General features: G+C 40.0%; 17 protein-coding genes and 1 riboswitch. Of the genes, 6 read left to right on the top strand and 11 right to left on the bottom strand.

The features are described 5' to 3' along the window. The first annotated feature begins 54 nt into the window (after positions 1-54). On the top strand, positions 55-891 hold the full coding sequence (purU, locus tag ACWIT3_RS05725; RefSeq protein WP_457161820.1) for a formyltetrahydrofolate deformylase: 837 nt from the start codon (positions 55-57) through the stop codon (positions 889-891). A 74-nt stretch (positions 892-965) separates the two neighbouring features. On the opposite strand, the gene nagA is transcribed toward purU, so the two are convergent. Continuing rightward, the gene (gene nagA / locus ACWIT3_RS05720; protein ID WP_457161819.1) at positions 966-2,102 is read right to left on the bottom strand and encodes an N-acetylglucosamine-6-phosphate deacetylase; all 1,137 of its coding nucleotides are present in this window, start codon (positions 2,100-2,102) and stop codon (positions 966-968) included. A gap of 11 nt (positions 2,103-2,113) precedes the next feature. Then, positions 2,114-2,917, bottom strand: a complete 804-nt coding sequence (gene nagB, locus ACWIT3_RS05715) for a glucosamine-6-phosphate deaminase (protein ID WP_457161818.1) — start codon at positions 2,915-2,917, stop codon at positions 2,114-2,116. A gap of 314 nt (positions 2,918-3,231) precedes the next feature. On the opposite strand from nagB, the gene nagE reads away from it, so the two are divergent. After that, a complete protein-coding gene (gene nagE / locus ACWIT3_RS05710; protein ID WP_457161817.1) occupies positions 3,232-4,692 on the top strand; it encodes an N-acetylglucosamine-specific PTS transporter subunit IIBC in 1,461 nt (486 codons plus the stop codon). A 158-nt stretch (positions 4,693-4,850) separates the two neighbouring features. Here the strand turns inward: nagE and bioB are convergent, their stop codons facing one another. The 4 genes from bioB to thiB all read right to left on the bottom strand — a co-directional run bounded on the left by bioB (position 4,851) and on the right by thiB (position 9,186). Continuing rightward, entirely contained in the window at positions 4,851-5,864 is a 1,014-nt protein-coding gene (gene bioB, locus ACWIT3_RS05705; RefSeq protein WP_457161816.1) for a biotin synthase BioB, read from the bottom strand. A 62-nt stretch (positions 5,865-5,926) separates the two neighbouring features. Then, positions 5,927-6,568 carry a thiamine ABC transporter ATP-binding protein gene (thiQ, locus tag ACWIT3_RS05700; protein ID WP_457161815.1) on the bottom strand — a complete coding sequence of 214 codons (642 nt, stop codon included), beginning with the start codon at positions 6,566-6,568 and terminating at the stop codon, positions 5,927-5,929. Further along, positions 6,561-8,171: a thiamine/thiamine pyrophosphate ABC transporter permease ThiP gene (gene thiP / locus ACWIT3_RS05695; RefSeq protein WP_457161814.1), complete on the bottom strand. Its 1,611-nt coding sequence runs from the start codon at positions 8,169-8,171 to the stop codon at positions 6,561-6,563. The genes thiQ and thiP overlap by 8 nt, the downstream gene beginning before the upstream one ends. A gap of 10 nt (positions 8,172-8,181) precedes the next feature. Next, complete coding sequence (thiB, locus tag ACWIT3_RS05690) at positions 8,182-9,186, bottom strand: thiamine ABC transporter substrate binding subunit (RefSeq protein ID WP_457161813.1); 1,005 nt, start codon at positions 9,184-9,186, stop codon at positions 8,182-8,184. A gap of 38 nt (positions 9,187-9,224) precedes the next feature. Beyond that, positions 9,225-9,316, bottom strand: a riboswitch (TPP riboswitch). 192 nt (positions 9,317-9,508) lie between these two features. Here thiB and glnE point away from each other — a divergent pair. Beyond that, on the top strand, positions 9,509-12,451 hold the full coding sequence (glnE, locus tag ACWIT3_RS05685) for a bifunctional [glutamate--ammonia ligase]-adenylyl-L-tyrosine phosphorylase/[glutamate--ammonia-ligase] adenylyltransferase (RefSeq protein WP_457161812.1): 2,943 nt from the start codon (positions 9,509-9,511) through the stop codon (positions 12,449-12,451). A gap of 57 nt (positions 12,452-12,508) precedes the next feature. Here glnE and ACWIT3_RS05680 read toward each other — a convergent pair whose 3' ends face one another. The 3 genes from ACWIT3_RS05680 to ACWIT3_RS05670 all read right to left on the bottom strand — a co-directional run bounded on the left by ACWIT3_RS05680 (position 12,509) and on the right by ACWIT3_RS05670 (position 14,646). Next, positions 12,509-13,993, bottom strand: coding sequence for a methyltransferase regulatory domain-containing protein (locus ACWIT3_RS05680; RefSeq protein ID WP_457161811.1), 1,485 nt, complete (start codon positions 13,991-13,993; stop codon positions 12,509-12,511). A 38-nt stretch (positions 13,994-14,031) separates the two neighbouring features. Continuing rightward, the gene (locus ACWIT3_RS05675; RefSeq protein ID WP_457161810.1) at positions 14,032-14,202 is read right to left on the bottom strand and encodes a DUF7916 family protein; all 171 of its coding nucleotides are present in this window, start codon (positions 14,200-14,202) and stop codon (positions 14,032-14,034) included. Between the two features lie 156 nt (positions 14,203-14,358). After that, positions 14,359-14,646: a hypothetical protein gene (locus ACWIT3_RS05670; RefSeq protein ID WP_457161809.1), complete on the bottom strand. Its 288-nt coding sequence runs from the start codon at positions 14,644-14,646 to the stop codon at positions 14,359-14,361. Positions 14,647-14,817: 171 nt separating this feature from the next. Here ACWIT3_RS05670 and parE point away from each other — a divergent pair, with 171 nt between their 5' ends. Both parE and parC read left to right on the top strand, forming a co-directional pair. After that, positions 14,818-16,716: a DNA topoisomerase IV subunit B gene (gene parE, locus ACWIT3_RS05665; protein WP_457161808.1), complete on the top strand. Its 1,899-nt coding sequence runs from the start codon at positions 14,818-14,820 to the stop codon at positions 16,714-16,716. A 320-nt stretch (positions 16,717-17,036) separates the two neighbouring features. Next, complete coding sequence (gene parC, locus ACWIT3_RS05660) at positions 17,037-19,289, top strand: DNA topoisomerase IV subunit A (RefSeq protein ID WP_457161807.1); 2,253 nt, start codon at positions 17,037-17,039, stop codon at positions 19,287-19,289. A 44-nt stretch (positions 19,290-19,333) separates the two neighbouring features. Here parC and ACWIT3_RS05655 read toward each other — a convergent pair whose 3' ends face one another. Both ACWIT3_RS05655 and ACWIT3_RS05650 read right to left on the bottom strand, forming a co-directional pair. After that, positions 19,334-20,053 carry a tetratricopeptide repeat protein gene (locus ACWIT3_RS05655; protein WP_457161806.1) on the bottom strand — a complete coding sequence of 240 codons (720 nt, stop codon included), beginning with the start codon at positions 20,051-20,053 and terminating at the stop codon, positions 19,334-19,336. 9 nt (positions 20,054-20,062) lie between these two features. Beyond that, positions 20,063-20,779 (bottom strand): YwiC-like family protein, encoded by a 717-nt coding sequence (locus tag ACWIT3_RS05650; RefSeq protein ID WP_457161805.1) that lies wholly within the window; start codon positions 20,777-20,779, stop codon positions 20,063-20,065. Positions 20,780-21,271: 492 nt separating this feature from the next. Here ACWIT3_RS05650 and ACWIT3_RS05645 point away from each other — a divergent pair, with 492 nt between their 5' ends. Continuing rightward, positions 21,272-22,606 (top strand): cation:proton antiporter, encoded by a 1,335-nt coding sequence (locus ACWIT3_RS05645; protein ID WP_457161804.1) that lies wholly within the window; start codon positions 21,272-21,274, stop codon positions 22,604-22,606. Positions 22,607-22,638 lie beyond the last annotated feature (32 nt).

Here is a 22,638-nt window from a genome sequence, read left to right as displayed (position 1 = left end):
CCATTCCTTAATGGGTTTTTATTTTTTTATCACTTTAAATACATTGTGAACACTATGATTGAAAATAAAATATTATTAACTGATTGCCCTGATGATAAAGGCTTAATCGCTAAAATCACAAATATTTGTTATAAACACCAACTGAATATTATTCATAATAATGAATTCGTTGATTTTGAAACCAAACATTTCTTTATGCGTACTGAATTACAGGGGATTTTTAATGAAGAGATGTTGCTTGCCGATCTGAAATTTAGTTTGCCAGAAGGCACCAATTGCCGATTAATTAGTACAAAACGTAAACGTATCGTTATTTTAGTCACCAAAGAAGCACATTGTTTAGGCGATATTTTAATGAAAAACTATTACGGCGGCTTAGATGTGGAAATTGCTGCTGTCATTGGTAATCATGATACATTAAGAACCTTGGTGGAACGCTTTGATATTCCTTTCCATCATATTAGTCACGAAAAATTAACACGTGTAGAACACGATCAGCGTTTAGCGGAAAAAATTGATGACTATGCACCAGATTATATTGTTTTAGCAAAATATATGCGTGTATTAAACCCTGAATTCGTCGGACGTTATCCAAATCGCGTCATTAATATTCACCACTCATTCTTACCTGCATTTATTGGCGCAAAACCTTATCATCAAGCTTATGAACGTGGGGTGAAAATTATTGGTGCGACAGCACATTTCATTAATAATGAATTAGATCAAGGTCCGATCATTATGCAAAATGTGATCAATGTTGATCACACTTATAATGCAGAAGCGATGATGCGTGCTGGTCGCGATGTGGAAAAAACGGTATTAAGCCGTGCTTTAGATCTCGCACTGCATGATCGCATTTTTGTGTATAAAAACAAAACAATTGTGCTATAAGTGCGGTCTATTTTGTTCACATTTTAGCGAAAAAAATAGCGTGAACCCTCACGCTATTTTTTATTTTATCTTGCTTAGTTGGCTTTCCACTCACCATTTACTGCCGTACCGATGACCTTAAAATCATGTGTAAAAGCGGTTAAGTTTGCGACTTTACCCACTTCAATTGAACCTAAACGATCGTCTACGCCAATTGCTTTGGCTGGGTAGTAGTTACACATACGTAAGGTTTCATCAAGCGGAATCCCGACTTCTTGCACGGCATTTTTAACTGATTCAATCATAGTCACTGCAGAACCGCCTAATGTTCCATTGGCATCGTAGCACTTACCATCACGGACATAAACCGTTTTGCCGACAAAGACAAAAGACTCAATATTTGCCCCTGCTGCCGCCGTTGCATCCGTTACAATACACAATTTTTTACCTTTAATACGTTTATCAATACGGATGTTGCCGTAATCAACATGTAAACCATCAATGATGATGCCAGTATAGATATCTGAATCTAACACAGCCCCCACTACGCCCATCGCACGTCCTGAACTGATTGGTGACATAGCATTATGTAGATGAGTAGCAAAGCTCGCGCCTTTTTCAATCGCGGCTTTAGCAACATCATAGGTTGCGTTAGAGTGACCTAATGACACAATAATCCCTTTTTCAACAAAGTCAGGAATATACTGTGCGGTTGGGTTTTCCGCCGCGAGCGTGAGTTTCGTGATCACATCAGCATTATCGCATAAGAATGCTTTCATCTCGGGGCTGATTGCACGAATATATTCTTCGCGGTGTACCCCTTTTTTCTCGACGCTTAAATAGGGTCCTTCAAGGTGTAAACCTAAGGCTTGATTTTGATATTTGGTCAAATAATCACGCATCACCTTGACCGCCTCTTTCATCCCTTCGTCTGGCGAGGTAATAAACGTTGGTAAATAGCTTGTCGTACCTGATTTTAAGTTGGTTTCTTGCATGATTTCTAAGGTTCTGACGTTAATTTCTTCATTAAACATCACGCCACCACAGCCATTTAATTGTAGATCAATAAATCCCGCGGTGAGATTATTTCCTTGTAAATCAATGGTTTTCATATCTTTTGGTAATTGTTCAACAGGTACAATGGCATGAATTTTATCACCATCTACGACAACAGCTTTACCATAGATTACGTCTTGTGCAGTATAAATAACCGCATTAATTAACGCATACATTGTTGTTCTCCTTATTTCACACTATTAATGGCACGGGCTTCTAATTCTGTGAAATACTTCACTGTTTTCACTTTGAGTTCTTGTGTTGAAGGTTCATCACAAACAATGATTGCTTTACGGTGCATTTGCAGTGCACTCACTGTCCATAAATGATTAATGCTCCCTTCCACTGCAGCTTGTAGTGCCAGCGCTTTGTTATACCCCGTGACTAAAATCATCACTTCTTCAGCATCCAGTAATGTGCCAACGCCGATAGTTAAAGAATATTTTGGGACGTTATTCACATCATTATCAAAAAAGCGTGAATTTGCGATGAGGGTGTCTTGTGTAAGCGTTTTTATACGAGTGCGAGAAGAAAGCGATGAGGCAGGTTCGTTAAACGCAATATGTCCATCTACTCCCACTCCTCCCATAAAGAGATGAATCTTACCGTAAGACTTAATTTTGTCCTCATAGCGTTGACACTCTGCTTCATGATCGTCGGTATTGCCATCTAAAATATTGATATTTTTTTCTTGAATATCAATATGATCGAAAAAGTTTCTATACATAAATGCGTGATAACTTTCTGGATGCTCTTTTGGTAGCCCAACATACTCATCCATATTAAATGTCACCACATGTTTAAAGCTCACTTCACCCGCTTTATTTAACGCAATTAATTCTTGGTAAGTTTTTAATGGTGTCCCACCTGTTGGTAGACCTAATACAAACGGGCGGTCTTCTGTAGGCTGAAAGTGATTAATGCGATCAACGATATAACGGGCAGACCATTTTGCGACTTGTTCAGCATTGTGTAATGGAATTAAACGCATGACTTATTACCTCTTTTGTATGTAAATTTGTATGTAAAACAACGCATAAAGAAAGTTTTTCACTCGCTGTTAACAATTTGACTAGAAGACATCAAATTATTATCAAAATATGGAGTTTTATTTTTTTGCATTATAAAATAAGTTATTTTAAATAGCTAATAGAAAGTGATCTGACTAGAATATTTAGTGATGAAAATCACAAAAATCAGAGTTTTAATTTGCAATAGAAATTTATCGGCATATAGTTACAGCAATTGAGAAAACGTTTACGATCTTCTCAATACTATCCAAATAAAAAAATAAAAGGAGTTCCTATGAGTGTGCTAAGTTACTTACAAAGAATTGGGCAGGCATTAATGGTTCCTGTTGCCGCCTTGCCTGCAGCGGCGATTTTAATGGGGATTGGTTACTGGATTGATCCGAATGGTTGGGGTGGCGAAAGCCAATTAGCCGCATTCTTGATCAAGTCTGGTGCCGCGATTATTGATAACATGGCGATACTGTTTGCGGTGGGTGTCGCATTTGGTATGTCAAAAGATAAACATGGTTCTGCCGCACTTTCTGGTTTAGTCGGTTTTTTAGTGGTGACCACCCTGCTTTCTCCTGGTGCTGTTGCTCAATTACAAGGTATTGCTGCAGACCAAGTGCCTGCTGCGTTTGGTAAAATCAATAACCAATTTATTGGTATTTTAGTTGGTGTCATTTCAGCAGAACTCTATAATCGTTTCCACCAAGTTGAATTACCGCCTGCATTAGCGTTCTTTAGTGGTAAACGTTTAGTTCCAATCGTGACGTCTGTTGTGATGATCATTGTGTCTTTCATTTTAATGTACTTATGGCCAGTGATCTTCAACGGTTTAGTAGGCTTTGGTAAATCCATCACAGATATCGGGGCGACAGGTGCGGGTATCTATGGTTTCTTAAACCGCTTATTAATCCCAGTTGGTTTACACCATGCACTAAACTCTGTGTTCTGGTTCAACGTTGCAGGTATCAATGATATCCCTAACTTCTTAGGCGGTGCGCAATCTCTTGCAAATGGTACGGCTGTACTAGGTGTGACTGGTATGTACCAAGCAGGTTTCTTCCCTGTAATGATGTTTGGTTTACCTGCGGCAGCATTAGCTATTTATCACAGCGCTAAACCAGCGAAAAAAGCACAAGTTGCGTCATTAATGATTGCGGCTTCATTAGCTTCATTCTTTACAGGGGTCACTGAGCCATTAGAGTTCGCGTTCATGTTCGTTGCACCAGTGCTTTATGTGATTCACGCGTTATTAACAGGTTTATCTGTCTTCATTGCTGCTTCAATGCAATGGATGGCAGGATTCGGTTTCAGTGCTGGTTTTGTTGATATGGTTTTATCTTCACAAAACCCACTTGCAACACAATGGTATATGCTATTAGTACAAGGTCTTGTGTTTGCAGTGATTTACTATGTCATCTTCCGTGCCGCAATCAAAGCATTCAACTTAAAAACGCCTGGTCGTGAAGACGATGAAGTGAGCGTTGAAGTGAAAAAAGATGCTTCTCGTGAAGAACGTGCTGCTAACTTTATTGTTGCATTAGGGGGGAAAGATAATTTCCAAACTATCGACGCTTGTATCACACGCTTACGTTTAGTGCTCAATGATCGTAATAAAGTGAATGAAGAACAATTAAAAGCACTGGGCTCAAAAGGTAATGTCAAATTAGGTGACAATGGGTTACAAGTGATCCTTGGACCAGAAGCTGAACTTGTTGCCGATGCGATTAAACAACAAGTCAAAATGTAATCTTTTATTTACTTAAGCGTTAACAAAAAACACACTCAGATTTGAGTGTGTTTTTTTATAGCTAAATACGAAAGGTCATCTTTTTATGGTGGGGAAAACAGATCGCCTCCCCCTATATCTGTAAAATTTTTTAGCGATAGACCGCTCTTTACATAATATTAATCTTCTGCACGATAACGGTTTTCTTCCGTTTCTGGTTCTAAATCTAATTTCGCCATTAATAATTGGTCGCCATCTTCTTCTGGATTGCCCGTGACTAACAATTTATCGCCATAGAAAATGGAATTTGCGCCCGCCATAAAGCACATTGCTTGCATTTCTTCAGACATTCCTTGACGACCCGCGGATAATCGCACATAGCTTTTTGGCATAGTAATGCGAGCAACCGCAATCGTACGTACAAATTCTGTCCAGTCTAATTCTGCTGCTTCTGCTAATGGCGTGCCTTCCACTTTCACTAATTGGTTAATGGGTACCGATTCTGGTTGTGGATCTAAATTTGCAAGGCTTGCGATTAAACCCGCACGCTCTTTACGGGTTTCGTTCATACCGACGATCCCACCACAACATACTTTTAAGCCCGCTTTGCGCACTTTGCCTAAGGTGTTGATACGGTCATCAAACTGGCGAGTACCAATCACATTGTGATAATGCTCTGGAGCGGTATCTAAGTTATGGTTGTAATAATCTAAACCCGCCTCTTTCAACTCTTCCGCCATACCGTCTTGTAATAACCCAAAAGTTCCACACGTTTCTAAACCTAGGGCTTTTACTGCTTTGATAATTTCAGTAATTTTCGCCACATCTTTTGGTTTTGGACCACGCCAAGCTGCGCCCATACAAAAACGCCCTGCGCCACGTGCTTTGGCAATTTTCGCTTTCTCGACAATCTCATCAATTTCTAATAATTGCTGATTTTGTACGCCTGTTTGATAACGAGCAGACTGCGGACAATAACCACAATCTTCAGGGCAACCACCCGTTTTAATCGACATTAAAGTCGATAATTGAATCGCTTTTGGATTAAAGTGTTCACGATGCACTTGCGCTGCACGATAGACTAAATCCAAAAAGGGCGTTTCAAATAACGCTTCCACTTTACATACAGACCAATATTCCAAAGAAGGATGTGGGGTTAGGGTTTTTACTTGAAAAGATGTTGCTATTGTCATAGTTGTTTTCCGTTTTTTTATACCGCAAAAGTGCGGTCTATTTTCCATTAAAACTGTGAATTTCAAAGAGATAAATCACTGATCCTACCATTCTCAATTTGAATGATACGATCCACTTTATCTTTCACTTCACTTAACTGATGTGTCACCATCAACAAAGTCAATTTTTTGTCGTCACATAACGTCAAAAGTAAATTCAACATTTCAGCACGCAATTCAGGATCGAGTGCAGAAAAAGGCTCATCTAATAATAAAATCGGTTTATCGCGTAATAAACAACGTGCCAATGCCACACGTTGTTTTTGTCCACCTGATAAATTTTTTGGCGATTGGGCTAATAATTTGCCTAACCCCACGGCATTTGCCACTTGCTCCACTTGTTGTGTTTCAAGTGCAGTCAATTTTAAGCTAGGTTTTAACCCCAAAGCGATATTTTGCGCCACAGTTAAATGCGTAAATAAATTATTTTCTTGAAATAACATGGATACAGGGCGTTGATGTGGCAAGGTGTCGGTATGATTTTCATCGTTTAACCAAATCTCACCTTGTGCGGCAAATTCAAAGCCCGCCAATAAATTCAATAAGGTGCTTTTGCCCGAGCCACTTGCGCCCACAATGGCGACTTTTTGTTGAGCTGGAACAGACAAATCAAACCAGAAATCTGCATTTTTATATTGAAAATGAACTTGTTCTAATTTAATCATTGTTCTCTTCCTTTTGTCGCTCAATCACCACAAAGATCAACATACATAACATCAACAGAATAAACGCCGTGACTGAGGCTTCTTGGCTACGATAATGCCCAAGTTGCTGATACAGCAAATGAGGCAATGACGTAAAATCTTGGCTACCAAATAACGCAATCGCCGTAAAATCACCGAGCGATAATGCACAAGCTAATGCAAAGGCATATTGTATTGGGGCACGTAACTGATTCCACTCAATTAACTTAACACGCTGCCAGCCTTGAATATTCAAAGACTCACATAATTTTTCATAATAAATCATATTGTTATACATTGGCACCGCTAAAATGCGTAATACAAAAGGCATTGCCATCAAGGCGTTACAGCATACCACAACTGCAAAAAGGTGTAATGTTGAAAAATCAACCTCACGCAGCTGAATAAATAACCCTATCGCTAATACCAGTGTAGGAATGGCGAGAATCATCGTCCCAATACTCAGAATACTTTGAGATAATACGGGATAATGTAACCAAGCCAAGCGCCTTGCTAATAACAATAATGCAACGGACATCAACACCGCCAGTAATGCCGATGTTGGCGCAATCACAAACGAAAAGCCTAATGCACGCCAAAGTTGTTCACTTGCCCATAAGCTGAAAAACTTGCCTGAAAAAAAGGCGGAAACCAACGTGTTAAACAAAGGCAACAACACAAACAAACTTGCCACAACAATCAAAAAAATTTGCCAGATTTGCACCGCACTTGATTGTTTGTCTTGCCAATAATTTTTGTTATGCAACACGGTGGCAGGCGCTTTGCCCCACAAGCTACTTAACGTAAATAACGCAAAGCAAATCACAAACTGCAACAACGCAAATAATGCGGCTTTCGGTAAATCAAATTCAAATAAAATCGCTTGATAAATAGCCACTTCTAAAGTGGTATATTTCGGTCCACCACCTAAGGTTAACACGATCGCAAAGCTCGTGAAACAAAGCATAAAAATTAAGGTGAAAACAGAAAAAACTTGCTGGCGTAAATAAGGCAATTCAATCAAGCGGATAAATTGCCAACCACGTAAATTCAGTTGTGCTGCAAGCTGGCGCTGTTGAACAGGAATGCTTTGCAAACTTTGTAAAAACATTTTGCAAGCCAGTGGAATATTAAAGAAAAGATGCGCGATTAAAATACCAGTTAAGCCGTAAATATTGGGTGTCCAATCGCTTCCGAAAAATGTACTGATTTTTGCTAACCAACCTGAACCACCATACACGCCAAGCAAACCAAAAATTGCCACCAAAGACGGTAAAACAAAGGTGAGAGAGAATAATTTAAGAATAAATCGCTTGCCTTTGAAGTGTTGATAAAAAAAGGCGCGAGCCACAAGAAAACCAAAGAAAACGGATAATAACGCAGACAAAAACGCTTGCCACAAGCTAAAGGTTAAAACGTGATGCAAATACTGATCACTGACAAGCTGTTGCCAGCCATAATCCCCTTGTGCAGAAAAAAGTGAAAATAAGGCACTGCCGCAAAATAGCAGCAAAAATGCAATTACAAAAATTCCGCCCACGTAATGCGATGGGCGGAACGTCTGATGGAAAAAACGCATTGGCATTATTACAACATTACTTTGTTAATGTTGCCTGCCATACTGCAATCCAGTTTTTAAGCTGTTCTGCGGTCACTTTGCTAGTATCTAACACTTTTTCTTTCAATTGTTTTTCTTTTAACGCATCAAAGTGCGGTTCAATTTTGCCATTAATCACAGGCAACATCACATTGCTGGTCACTAAATGCTGTTGTGCTTCTGGTTGCACTAAAAAGCTTAAGAAATGATCGGCACAAGCATTTTTACGATCAATCACTTTTGCCGCAGTTTCAACTTGTAACACGCCACCCTCGGCAAATTCAGTCGCCACGTATTGATCTTTTTGCTCAAACACTAGGTGATACAATGGCGATGTGCTGTAACTTACCACGAAATCCGCTTCGCCTTTTAAGAATGCACCGTAAGTATCAGACCAACCTTTACCCACAGTAACAGTATGTTTCGCTAACGATTTCCACGCATTTTCTACTTCATTTTGCGGATACACGCTGTTCATCCAAATCAATAAACCACGTCCAACGCTACTGGTGCGTGGATCTTGATAAATTACTTTCAAATCTTGGCGTTCAACTAATTCTTTTAAACTTTTTGGTGGATTTTGTACTTTCGTTTTGTCGTAAATAAAGGCGAATTGTCCAAAATCATAAGGCAGGAAAGTTTGATTTTTCCATTCAATTGGCAGTGAAAGTTGCGCTAAATCCACATTATTTTTTGTAAATAAACCGCTCTTTTCCGCTTCTTCTAATGCATAGTTATCAAGACCAACAACCACATCTGCTTTTGTTTTTTTGCCTTCTAAGCGTAAACGGTTGAACATTGTGCCTGAGTCACCGAATGCAGTGAAATTCACTTGGCATTGTGGATGCGCTTTTTCGAATGCGGCTTTCACTTTTGGACCTGCGCCCCAATCTGACGTAAATGAATCATAAGTATAGACATTCACTGCTTGGCTTTGTGCAAATACAGAAACAGAAAAAGTGGAAAGTGCGGTTAACAATAAAGACGTTTTTAATTTAGACATTGTGTCCTCTCTTGTGATTTCACCAAAAAAGTACACAGCAATAATGACTGTTAGTTTCCTACGTCAGTATTAACTGCTTCAGGTTCACGGGTATTATCTCAGCTTGTTGCAAGCACCCCGACTAAGTGGCTAAGTCTATAATATTTTGATCCAGCAGGACAAGGCTTATTTCTCACACGATTCCGTCTTTTTCTTCATTTTCTGCAAAATAAAACATAAAAAACATTCAAAATTAACGCACAAAATCGCAAAATTCCTGCAGTGAAAGACAAGATTTTATGCTAAAGTCTGCATGTTTTGTGCTGATTTGATAGGATTGCCTATGTCATTTCCCTTTGCTCAATTTGATGCTAAATTAACCGAACTTGCTCAATTACTGATTGTCCATTTTCCAGAACAATACGATGCTACGCTTTTCCAACAAATTGAAAAGGAAAAGACAGATCGTACTCGTCCAATTGGACAGTTGCAGTATGCGATAGCGCTCTCCGATTTTTTCAGCGAAGTCCTACAAAAATACCCGCACTTTTTACACCAGTGTTGGCAATCTCCCCCATCCTTTGCAGAATGCAGTGACTATTCCCCCCGTCTCACTCAATTACTGAGCGCAGTCGACGCTGAACCGCATTTTTATGAAGTGTTACGCGCGTTCCGTCATCAAGAATTAGCAAAATTGAGTTTTTGTCAAAGCTTAAACTTAGCGACAGTCGAAGCAATTTTTATTCGTTTATCTCAATTAGCAGAAAGCCTAATTATTGGCGCACGGGATTGGCTCTATGCACGCGCCTGTGAAGAAATGGGCACCCCCATTGATGAGATGGGAAATCCACAACAACTGTATATTTTAGGTATGGGGAAATTGGGGGGCTTTGAACTCAATTTTTCTTCCGATATTGATTTGATTTTTACCTATCCAAGTAATGGCGAAACAGTCGGTACACGACGTGCGGTTGATCATGCGAAGTTTTTTACGCGTTTAGGACAGCGCTTAATTCACGCTTTAGACCACTATACTGCAGATGGTTTTGTATACCGTACCGATATGCGTTTACGCCCTTTTGGCGAAAGTGGCGCGTTGGCGTTGAGTTTTAATGCGCTAGAACAATATTACCAAGAACAAGGGCGCGACTGGGAACGTTATGCCATGATAAAAGGGCGCATTTTAGGGGCTCAAGCAACAGATCCTCATGTGAAAACCCTACAACAACTGCTCCGCCCTTTTGTGTACCGTCGCTATATTGACTTCAGCGTGATTCAATCGTTGCGTGAGATGAAAGGTAAAATTGAACGTGAGGTACGCCGTCGTGGTTTAGTCGATAATATCAAATTGGGCGCAGGTGGGATTCGTGAAATCGAATTTATCGTACAAGTCTTTCAATTGATTCGAGGTGGACGAGAAAGGGGACTACAACGTCATGAACTACTAGCCCTACTCCCTGAGCTTGCTAAATTAGATCTGATTTCCGTTCAACAAAAAGTGGATCTCCAACAAGCCTATTTATTTTTACGTCGTACAGAAAATGTGCTGCAAGCTATCCATGATCAACAAACTCAGCAATTACCTGAACAGGAAATCGATCGTTGGCGTTTAGTCGAAGCAACACGTGCTTTTACTCAATGGGACCTACACGGGAAACCCGAACACGTCACCTATCCGATCTCTGATTGGGCAAGCTTTTATCAGGTGTTAACCCAGCACCAACAAAAAGTGCGAGCAGTTTTTAATACGTTAATTGGCGAAGAAAAAGAAGAAAACCATGACAATACACACGCTTGGTATGATTTTTTAGACGCTGATTTAGATGAGCAAGATATTGAACAGATGTTAGCTGAAAATCATGTACATGAAGCGGATACTGAACAAATCATTCATACTTTACTGCAATTTCGTCACGATTTATTACGTCGCCCAATTGGCGCACGTGGTCGCGAAGTCCTCAATCAGTTGTTACCGATTCTACTTCAGCATATTTTTTCCCATCCTGCTTATCACACTCTGTTACCGCGACTACTGAATATTGTGGAAAAAATCGTCACGCGGACCACTTACCTCGAATTATTACTAGAAAATCCGCAAGCCTTGACCCAGTTGATTGAATTATGTTCAAAATCCAAGTTGATCGCGGAACAAGTCGCCCGCCATCCAATCTTGCTTGACGAGCTTTTGGATCGCAAAGCATTAGTCAATCCCCCTCCACATGATCAATACCAAAGTGAATTGCGTCAATATTTGCTCCGTTTGCCGCCAGAAGATGAAGAACAGATCATTGATGGGCTACGTCAATTTAAACAAACTGCCCTATTACGTATTGCCTCCGCTGATATTCTCGGCGCTTTGCCCGTGATGAAAGTCAGTGACCATTTGACATTTTTAGCAGAAGCGATCCTTGACGTTGTCGTGAATCTGGCTTGGCAACAAGTCAGTGCGCGTTTTGGCACTCCTGCACATTTAGCGGAAAATGAAAAGGGCTTTGTCGTGGTCGGATATGGCAAATTAGGTGGGATTGAACTCGGGTATAAATCTGATTTAGATCTCGTTTTTCTCTATCAATCGGCAGAAAACAGCCAAACTGTCGGGGCAAAACGTAGCATCGACAGCCATCAATTCTATTTACGCTTGGCACAAAAAATTATCAGTATTTTTAGCATGAATACCTTTGCAGGCGTGTTATATGATGTCGATATGCGTTTACGCCCTTCTGGCGAATCAGGATTATTATGCAGTTCGCTTACGGCTTTCCAGCATTACCAATTACATGAAGCATGGACTTGGGAAAAACAAGCCTTGGTACGTAGCCGTGCAGTATATGGTGACCCTCGCTTATGTGAACAATTTGAAACCATTCGTCAAACCGTCCTTTGTACAGCACGCGATCTGAATACGCTCAAAACAGATGTCGTGGCGATGCGTCAAAAAATGTATGAACACCTTGCTCACAGTAAAACAGGGACCTTCAATATCAAAACCGATCGTGGTGGCATTACGGATATTGAGTTCATTGCACAATATTTAGTTCTTGCCAATGCACCACAGCATCCAGAATTGGCAGTATGGTCAGATAACGTCAGGATTTTTGATGTGATGGCTGAAAGTGCGGTCATTTCTGAAGAAGTCGCCACACAATTAAAGGCATGTTATGTGACATTGCGTGATCGTATTCATCACCTCAACTTATTAGGTGAGCCATCTGTTGTGTCTGATCAAGAATTTCAATCTGAACGCGCGTTGATCCATCACTTATGGACAAATTTATTTGCAAATTAACATTAGACAAAAAAGAGGCATGCCTATGCCTCTTTTCTTTTGTGTTGATAACAGCTGTTATTCATTCATCAAATTGGCTTCAACAAACATTCGCATCTCCTTAACCACTTTTTCCACTAATTGTTGGCGATCATCCTGCTCATAATCTTTGCCAATCTGGAATACGCCCTCCTCAATTTTTGCTAACAGATACTGAATCACATCGTCATCTGTTCTTACGCCATCAAACAGTAAAAGCGTATTAATTTCCGTATGAGAAAGTTGCAAGGTATTGCCAATAAAATTAGATAAACTCACCATCGGTCTATCTGTTGTTAAATAGTATTCCAAATAATGCCGATATACTGCTTTCAATTTCAGCTTGTCTGTTGTTTTAATTTCAATTGGTCTGGCGTAAAAATCAAGATGCTGATTATACATTTCCAATAAAATTGACGAATAGCCTTCGTCTTGATTATCCGCAAAATAACGGTCAATAAACGCGGACACATTGATCACTTGAGGATGAATTTCTTTTAACTTCATCATAACTTTTGAAGTAGACTCATTCCCTAAATTCGCCCTGATATATAATTTATCCATATGTGCTGTCTTGATCGTGCGGGAAATATTACATTTTTCTTTATTGGCACGGTGTGTCACAATACTGGTTCTAAATTGTCTATTTAATAAATAGTCATAGTATTGTTCTTTATGTAAATGATTATCTCCACACTCTATATCCAGCTTCTCGATAATCTCATCGTTTTTAAAAATCGGAAACGTTGCCCCAAGCGTCGAATCACAAATATGCGCGAGTCCATATTGTGCGAGTAAAGCATCAAACTCATGCAGATAAAAAGGCTGGTTATCTTCTTCAAAGTATTCATGGTAAAGATAATGCTCATCCTTGCTTTCTACCCCCTCTGCAATTTCTTTTAACACCGAGTTATCTAGCAAATGTTCTGCGAAAAATGCCGCCGTTCCTTTAGCGTAAGCCACTTTTTCTAATGGAGGCAAGGAGGCAAGCTGATTTTTCTCTAGCTGATTCACTCGGAATGTCATGATCTCCTTTAACACCTCTAATGATTTCCAGCCTGGATAGGTATTATAAGAAATTGTGGCGGCGCCATTTTCTGCTAAGTGCGATTGGATCAATTCCAGAATTTTTATACGAACGGATTCGGGTACCCAACTGAACACACCATGACAAATGATGTAGTCAAACTTTGTTGACGTATTTTCAAAAAACGAGATATCTTGGCAGTGTAGTGTAACGTTGTTTAATCCCAACTGTTGAATAATTTGTTTTCCGCCTTCAATTTGTTTTTCAGATAAATCCACCCCTGTAAAATGCGCGTCGGTATGTAACAACGCACTACAAATCAAATTGCCACCAAACCCACAGCCGATTTCTAATACATTCGCGTACTGAATATCTGGTGTCTCAAAACCAAGTAATGCTAATACCGCTTTTTGCCGTTCAGGCAAAGTATGTGAAAAGCCTTTGGAAATATAAGGCAACTCATTGTAGCTTGCTTTAATTAATTCTATTTTTTCCATGTGATACGTTATTTCAATTTAAATTGCAGCCAATATACTTAACGATTGATTGACATCGCCATACGGATATAACTATGACGGGGTCCACAAATCGCCATCGAGTCAGTCATAATATTTTCTGGAACGGTAATACCGTAAAAGCCTGCATCACCGATAGGGGATATATCTACTCCCGCCATTTTACTATTTAACGCAATTTGTCGAATCATTGCTTCATACTTATGCTTTCTTTGATGCGTATTAAGTAAAGAATGGGCGCATTGTAGCAAGGCAGGATAGCGAAAGAAAGTATAGCATGGGATATATACTGAGCTGAAAAGTAAAAGTGCGAGTGACCACTCGCACTTGCTCATTATTTTTATGCATTAAAACGTTAACTCACGATCGCCGTTTTCATCGTGACCTGTTAAATAGGAATGTTGTATACCCACGATGGGGAAATCATCTGTACGTTTTACTTCAAACATTTTGTTGGCAACCCATTGGCTATTTTGCCAGCTCCAAACAGTCCCCGTAAATTCACGGAAATTCACTTCTGGATCAAAGTTCGTCACAAAATAACACCCATGGCGACCTGCATTAATATTAATAATATCGATACTGTCGACGCTATCAAATTCGTGCTTGACCGCATAAGCCGCATAAGCATTCACGACGCCAAGATCAAAGCCCGCGCTTAAAATTGCCGTGATCTGATTTTGTTGACATAACTCACGACGTTTCCATTTTTAGTGAATAAATATGCTAAAAATATGTCATAGTGCAAAAACAGGCTTTTTTTGCTAAAATCTTGGGCAATTTTGACAGTCAACCTATCATTTACTATGACAACTACTTATTCTGCGAATGAAATAACCGTTTTAAAAGATCTTGAACCCGTCCAACTACGTCCAGGGATGTACACCGACACCACTCGCCCCAACCATTTAGGTCAAGAAGTCATCGATAATAGTGTGGACGAAGCATTGGCAGGACACGCGACGAAAATCGAAGTGATTTTACATAAAGATCAATCACTTGAAGTCATTGATAACGGCCGTGGTATGCCAGTGGATATTCACCCTATCGAAAAAGTGTCTGGTGTGGAAGTGATCCTCACTAAATTACACGCTGGGGGAAAATTCTCCAATAAAAACTATGCGTTTTCGGGTGGTTTACACGGCGTGGGGATCTCGGTGGTTAATGCGTTGTCTGAACGTGTTGATGTGACGGTCAAACGCAACGGTGAAGTCTATAAAATTGCTTTTGAAAACGGCGTTAAAGTCGAGGAATTAGAAGTCATCGGCACTTGTGGACGACGTAATACAGGCACGACCGTCCACTTCAAACCCAATCCAAAATATTTTGATAGTGACAAATTCTCGGTTTCTCGCTTACGCCATTTATTGCGTGCAAAAGCAGTACTTTGTTCGGGCTTAGAAATCAAATTCATCGATAAAGTCAACAACACTGAAGATGTTTGGTTATATGAAGATGGTTTATCTGATTATTTAAGCGAGGCGGTAAATGGTTTACTGACCTTACCTGAATCACCTTTTATTGGTGATTTTAAAGGGGACAAAGAAGCAGTGAGCTGGGCATTATTATGGTTGCCAGAAGGTGGTGAATTATTGGGCGAAAGCTATGTCAACTTGATCCCAACTATTCAAGGCGGAACACACGTCAACGGACTCCGTCAAGGCTTACTCGATGCCATGCGTGAATTTTGTGAATTTCGCAATCTTCTGCCACGTGGTGTCAAATTAACGGCTGACGATATTTGGGAACGCTGTGCTTATGTGCTCTCAGTTAAAATGCAAGATCCCCAATTTGCAGGACAAACTAAAGAGCGTTTATCTTCTCGTCAAAGTGCGGTCTTTGTGAGCGGCGTTGTGAAAGATGCCTTTAGTTTATGGCTAAACCAAAACGTACAACAAGCAGAACAACTGGCAGAAATGGCGATTAGTTCAGCACAACGCCGTTTACGTGCATCGAAAAAAGTGGTGCGTAAAAAATTAGTCAGCGGTCCTGCACTGCCGGGTAAGCTTGCCGATTGTAGCCAACAAGATTTAGAAAAAACCGAATTATTTCTGGTGGAAGGTGACTCGGCGGGCGGCTCTGCAAAACAAGCACGCGATCGTGAATATCAAGCAATTTTACCTTTACGCGGTAAAATTTTAAATACGTGGGAAGTATCATCTGAACAAGTGTTATCGTCAACCGAAATTCACGATATTGCAGTGGCGTTAGGAATTGACCCCGACAGCGACGATCTTTCGCAATTACGTTATGGTAAAGTCTGTATCCTCGCCGATGCGGACTCTGATGGTTTGCACATCGCAACCCTATTATGCGCCTTATTCCTCCGCCATTTCCCAAAACTGGTACAAGACGGTCACGTTTATGTTGCCATGCCGCCCCTCTACCGCATTGACTTAGGCAAAGAGGTTTTCTATGCCTTAGATGAGGGTGAAAAAGAGGCGATTTTAGACCGTTTGAAAAACAAAAAAGGCAAACCAAACGTACAACGTTTTAAAGGCTTAGGTGAAATGAACCCGATCCAATTACGCGAAACTACAATGGATCCCAATACTCGCCGTTTAGTTCAGCTCACTTACAACAAAGAAGAAGATAATGATGCTGAAACCTTAGAATTAATGGATATGCTACTCGCTAAAAAACGCTCAGAAGATCGCAAAAACTGGCTACAAACCAAAGGCGATCAAGTGGATTTAGCGGTCTAAATTTAGACGTTGCGTGACAACAACAAAGCGCAAGTAAAATAAAGTGCGGTCTTTTTTAGACAAATTTTAAATATTTATGAACAACTTTACTTGAACTTTTTCCCCTTATTTTTCGCCGTAGCGGTTGCGTCAACTTTTGAGAATAACTTTCCTTGTTTGAGCTTGTAATGCAAGCGAGTTTGGAAAGTTGATTCCAAAAGTTAGCAATAAGCGTAGGAAAAAGAAAAATCAGGGGCGTGTTTCTTTTGCCTACTTTGCTTTGCACGAGCAAAGAAAAGTAGGTCAAACATAAAATTAACCCAAAAAACCAAAACAACATTATGAACACAATCAACTACGAAGGCATTGAACAAACCCCATTACGCGAGTTCACTGAAAAAGCCTATCTCAATTACTCAATGTACGTCATTATGGATCGTGCATTGCCTTTTATTGGCGACGGGTTAAAACCAGTACAGCGTCGCATCATTTATGCCATGTCAGAACTGGGCTTAAATGCTACCGCAAAATACAAAAAGTCGGCTCGTACTGTGGGGGATGTCTTAGGTAAATTCCACCCACACGGTGACTCGGCTTGCTATGAAGCGATGGTGTTAATGGCACAACCTTTCTCTTATCGTTATCCATTAGTAGACGGTCAAGGGAACTGGGGGGCGCCAGATGATCCAAAATCTTTCGCAGCGATGCGTTATACCGAATCTCGTTTATCGAAAATTGCGGAAGTCTTGTTATCGGAATTAGGTCAAGGCACTGTTGATTATCAACCAAACTTTGATGGTACCTTAGCTGAGCCCCAATATTTACCCGCACGTTTACCACACATTTTATTAAATGGTACAACGGGGATCGCCGTAGGTATGGCAACTGATATTCCGCCACACAACATTAATGAAATTGCCGATGCAGCGGTAATGTTAATTGATAATCCGAAAGCGACACTAGATGACTTGCTCACTGTGGTTCAAGGTCCTGATTATCCAACTGAAGCAGAAATCATTTCGTCTAAAGAAGAGATTCGCAAACTGTATGAGCAAGGTCGTGGTGGTATACGTATGCGGGCAGTGTGGAAGAAAGAAGAAGGTGAAATTATTATCACCGCACTTCCACATCAAGCTTCTCCATCAAAAGTGATTGCGCAAATTGCTGAGCAAATGACAGCGAAAAAACTGCCAATGGTGGAAGATATTCGGGATGAAGCTGATCACGAGAACCCAATTCGTATTGTGATTGTACCACGTTCTAATCGTGTGGATTGTGATGCCTTAATGGCGCATTTATTTGCCACGACAGATTTAGAGAAAAGCTATCGTGTAAATATGAATATGATTGGTTTGGACAATAAACCAGCGGTAAAAAGCTTAGTTGAAATCCTGACTGAATGGTTACAATTCCGTCGCACCACCGTCACTCGCCGTTTACAACATCGTTTAGATAAAGTACTTGCTCGCTTACATATTTTAGACGGTTTGATGATTGCTTATCTCAACATTGATGAAGTGATCCATATCATTCGTAATGAAGATGAGCCGAAACACGTGTTAATGGCGCGCTTTAACTTAACGGATGAACAAGCAGAAGCTATTCTGAACTTGCGCTTACGTCATTTAGCGAAGTTAGAAGAACACGAATTACAAGCAGAAAAAGATCATTTAGAAGAAGAGCGCGATAGTTTACAACTGACGTTAGGTTCTGAACGTCGTTTAAATACTTTAATCAAAAAAGAAATCCAACAAGACGCTAAAACTTATGCCAGCCCACGTTTATCACCATTAGTGGAACGAGCGGAAGCTAAAGCAATTTCTGAAAGTGAAATGACTCCTGCTGAGCCTGTTACTGTCATTTTATCGGAAATGGGTTGGGTGCGCTGTGCGAAAGGTCACGACATTGATGTCCAAAATCTTAGCTACAAAGCGGGGGACAAATATCTTGCCCACGCTTATGGTAAGAGCAACCAAGCGGCTGTCTTTATCGATAGCACGGGCCGTAGTTATGCGCTCGATCCATTAACGCTACCGTCAGCACGTTCACAAGGTGAGCCGTTAACAGGCAAACTCACGCTACCCGCGGGTGCAAGTGTTGAACAAGTGTTAATCGAAACTGAAAATCAACCGTTGTTAATGGCCTCTGATGCAGGATATGGCTTTATTTGTAAGTTTGAAGATTTGGTCGCGCGCAACAAAGCAGGTAAAGCATTAATTTCCTTACCTGAAAATGCAAAAGTGCTACCGCCATTAACACTCACAAATGAGACCGCACTTTTAGTGGCTTTAACTTCAGCAGGTAGAATGTTGATCTTCCCTGCTAAAGATTTGCCCTCATTAGCTAAAGGGAAAGGAAATAAGATCGTCACGATTCCTGCCGCAAATGCAAAAGATCGTTCTGAATTGTTAGTGCGGTTACTGTTAATTGAAGAAAATGCTACGTTAGTATTCCACTCAGGCAAACGTAAAGTCACTTTGAAACCAGAAGAATTACAAAAATTCCGAGCGGAACGCGGCAGAAAAGGCACTCAATTACCGCGTGGATTACACAGTAATGCGGAAATTGAAATCTGTTATCCCGACAATTCGTAACAAAAAGGAGGCAAATACGCCTCCTTTTTCCTATGCCAACTCACTTATTTTAAGCGCGATAAACGCTCTTGTGCCACCGCGGCTAACTCGCTTGACTGGCGAGAAAGTTGTTGATACCAATACACTGCTTGTTTTTTATTTTTCTTTGTCCCCTCGCCCTTTTCATACATCATAGCAAGGCGATATTGTGCATCATGGTTCCCTGCCTCTGCAGCTTTTTTAAACCACTTAAATGCCATGGGTAATTCTTTTAGTTCATTCTCATAAATTTGTCCTAATACCATCATGGCATCCAATGAACCCGATTCGGCCGTTTTTTCAAACAGTTTAATACTGTGTTTAATATCTTTTTTTACACTATTACCCTGTAGATAAAACACCGCAAGATTATTAATCGCCTTAATACTTCCTCGCTCTGCCGCCTCACTGAACCACCAATACGCTTTTTCAAAATCTTGCTCAACACCTTGACCTCTCGCATACAAAATACCGAGATTCGCTTGCGCTTGATAATCGTCTTTTTGCGCTAACGGCAAAAGCAAGTCAAATGCGGTCTTCCAATCTTGTTTATCGGCGGCTTGTAAAATTAACGTTCTACGTTCGTCATCACTTAACGCTTGCAAAGCCTGTTCTCCACCCTCAGTCGCTTGCGCTACCGATATCGTAGATAAATCACTCACGCTCTCGTTTTTGAGCGTATTTGATTGTGCTTGGACTCCAAAAGTCATGGATAACAGCATACTCAGCACAATAATTTTCTTCATAGCTAAACCTTATAACGTTGCCATCAATAGCATAATAAAAAATAACAATGAAACCCCTATCTCTGCAAGCCCGACTTGTTTGACCGATAATTTAACTCGAGGCAAACAAACCGCCCTGACCAGAGGGGGAAGATAGGTTAATGCTAGCAAATATTGCTGCAAAGGTAAAAACATCAACACACACAGTAAGTGAAAAATAATCGATATATTTAAATAACGTGGATTTTTACGCTCACGTAAAACCGATTTTACATAGAGTGTCGTACCAATAAAAAATAAACTTGGATATAACGCAACCAAGCCAATTTTCTGATCAAACTCTGGTTGAGAAAAATAGTACGCTGCCATACCTGCAATGGCAAAAATAGCAATACCTGCAACATCATTCAAGAAAGCTCGTTCATCTTTTTTCTTAACATAATAAATATTCACTGCGACGAGTGGTAACATCGCGATGACAAAATAAGCAATATAGATATTGTACCATAAGGCAGGTAACGCAAAGCCTGCACTGGTTAAACCATAAATCCATGTCCATTTAATATTCATGGACTGATTTCTTCCCTTAAATAAATTCAAAAAAGGATAAGTCATCAAATATAATGCCGCCCAAGCTAAAAAAAGAAAAATATGCTGCCAAACAGGCTGTGATAATAACATACCATACAGAAATGGCATGAGCGCCATAACAATCGCACCATGTTGGTTTGAAATAAGCAATTTCATTCTCTATTCCATATAAGAATTACATGGCGTAATTTTAGCGAGTTTGCGACAAAATAGATATCCTCTTTTTTGTTTGTTATGCAACGATAAAAGAGTAAAACAATGGACAATACTCAACGTTTTCTTACCAATCAAGGTTTATCTGCAAGGGCTATTTATCATGACATTGATATCCTTTTAAATGAATCAGGTTCAAATCAAAACTGTATTATTAACGTACGAATTTATCTCTCCGATAGAGTTCGCTATGACAAAATGAATCGAGTGTGAGTTGAATGGGTTGGTAGATAAATGCCTATAATACGAGCAACGGTAGAAATAAAATGAGTAGTTGATGATCATAACGTTAAAATTGTCTTCACGGCAGCCGCATAATTTTACACATTGTATTGATTTACTCCTTTCTAAAGAAAGCCAATTTATTTTATACTTAGCAGGCTAATTTTCGCGGGATAAAATTAGCCTTTTTCTTTTTCACTCGGAAGCTATCCTATGAATATTTATACTTATATTTGTTTTTTATCCGCTATTTCGATTCTCATCGGATTTATCACTCGAAAAATTAACGATAAAATTCAATACACGATTGCCATTACCGCCACTTCAATTATTGTCTCCGTCTTATTTCTTATCTTTGGTCACCTTTCTTGGTTTAAACTTGATATTCTTGCCACACAGGTGATGGAGCAATTAGACTTCAAAAGTTTCTTACTCAACGGCATATTGGGTTTCTTACTCTTTGCGGGCGCATTGGGTATCAAACTCCCCGTCTTGAAAAATCAAAAATGGGAAATTACTACTTTTGCTCTTTTTTCAACTGTTGCATCTACTTTCATCATAGGTGGCGTTCTCTACGCAATTTCGAGTGTCATCGGACTGCAAATTGACTTAATCTACTGCATCTTATTTGGTGCGTTAATTTCCCCAACCGATCCAATTGCTGTACTGGCAATTATCAAAAACTTAAAAGCACCGAAACGTTTATCTATGCAAGTTGAGGGAGAATCGCTCTTTAATGACGGCGTGGGATTGGTCATTTTCACAACGATTTTTGCTGTTGCCTTCGGTGGACACGAACCGTCTGCAAGTGGTATCGCAACATTATTCTTACAAGAAGCCGTCGGCGGTATTTTATTTGGGTTTCTTCTCGGTCTGGTCGCTCATTTCTTAATTTCATCAACAGATGATGGTAGCCTTGAAATCCTCTTAACATTAACTATCCCAACAGCAGGCTTTATGCTCGCCAATATGCTACATGTGTCTGGTGCCTTAGCGATGGTAGTCGCTGGAATATTAATCGGGAACTGGACACGCTACGTTGGTTTTTCGAAACAAAGCCGTCTATATTTAGATCATTTTTGGGAAATGATCGACCATTTCCTCAACTCTTTGTTATTCCTACTTATTGGATTAGCTATGCTATTAGTCGATTTCACTACACAAGGCGTGATTTTACTCATGTTAGCGATTCCAATCTGTCTTGTTGGGCGTTATCTCAGTGTATGGATACCTTTTCAAATCATGCAACGGTTTCGCAACTATAACCCCTATACATTGAGTATTTTAACGTGGGGAGGATTACGCGGCGGATTATCACTCGCCATGGCATTGTCCATTCCTAAAGGCATACTCTTTATTGAACATATTGGGATGGATGTACGTGATTTATTATTAGTGATGACCTACGCGGTTGTCACTTTCTCTATTTTAGTACAGGGGTCAACAATTGAAAAAATGATCAAGAAAGCCAAAGAAAGTATTCTACATAAACGAGGTTATGTTGGTTTACATCCCAATAAACATACCTCACACAAGCATAAGTCATAACAATCATGCCCTCAAAAAAGAGGGCATGATTT

The sequence above is a fragment of the Pasteurella sp. P03HT genome (genome assembly GCF_054052285.1).
The sequence above is the reverse complement of the archived record's forward strand: the minus strand, read 5'-3'. Positions and strand labels throughout refer to the sequence as shown.

Coding starts and splice junctions, on each gene's coding strand:
- purU (WP_457161820.1), top strand. CDS start 55: ATGATTGAAAATAAAATATTATTAACTGATTGCCCTGATGATAAAGGC.
- nagA (WP_457161819.1), bottom strand. CDS start 2,102: ATGTATGCGTTAATTAATGCGGTTATTTATACTGCACAAGACGTAATC.
- nagB (WP_457161818.1), bottom strand. CDS start 2,917: ATGCGTTTAATTCCATTACACAATGCTGAACAAGTCGCAAAATGGTCT.
- nagE (WP_457161817.1), top strand. CDS start 3,232: ATGAGTGTGCTAAGTTACTTACAAAGAATTGGGCAGGCATTAATGGTT.
- bioB (WP_457161816.1), bottom strand. CDS start 5,864: ATGACAATAGCAACATCTTTTCAAGTAAAAACCCTAACCCCACATCCT.
- thiQ (WP_457161815.1), bottom strand. CDS start 6,568: ATGATTAAATTAGAACAAGTTCATTTTCAATATAAAAATGCAGATTTC.
- thiP (WP_457161814.1), bottom strand. CDS start 8,171: ATGCCAATGCGTTTTTTCCATCAGACGTTCCGCCCATCGCATTACGTG.
- thiB (WP_457161813.1), bottom strand. CDS start 9,186: ATGTCTAAATTAAAAACGTCTTTATTGTTAACCGCACTTTCCACTTTT.
- glnE (WP_457161812.1), top strand. CDS start 9,509: ATGTCATTTCCCTTTGCTCAATTTGATGCTAAATTAACCGAACTTGCT.
- ACWIT3_RS05680 (WP_457161811.1), bottom strand. CDS start 13,993: ATGGAAAAAATAGAATTAATTAAAGCAAGCTACAATGAGTTGCCTTAT.
- ACWIT3_RS05675 (WP_457161810.1), bottom strand. CDS start 14,202: ATGATTCGACAAATTGCGTTAAATAGTAAAATGGCGGGAGTAGATATA.
- parE (WP_457161808.1), top strand. CDS start 14,818: ATGACAACTACTTATTCTGCGAATGAAATAACCGTTTTAAAAGATCTT.
- parC (WP_457161807.1), top strand. CDS start 17,037: ATGAACACAATCAACTACGAAGGCATTGAACAAACCCCATTACGCGAG.
- ACWIT3_RS05655 (WP_457161806.1), bottom strand. CDS start 20,053: ATGAAGAAAATTATTGTGCTGAGTATGCTGTTATCCATGACTTTTGGA.
- ACWIT3_RS05650 (WP_457161805.1), bottom strand. CDS start 20,779: ATGAAATTGCTTATTTCAAACCAACATGGTGCGATTGTTATGGCGCTC.
- ACWIT3_RS05645 (WP_457161804.1), top strand. CDS start 21,272: ATGAATATTTATACTTATATTTGTTTTTTATCCGCTATTTCGATTCTC.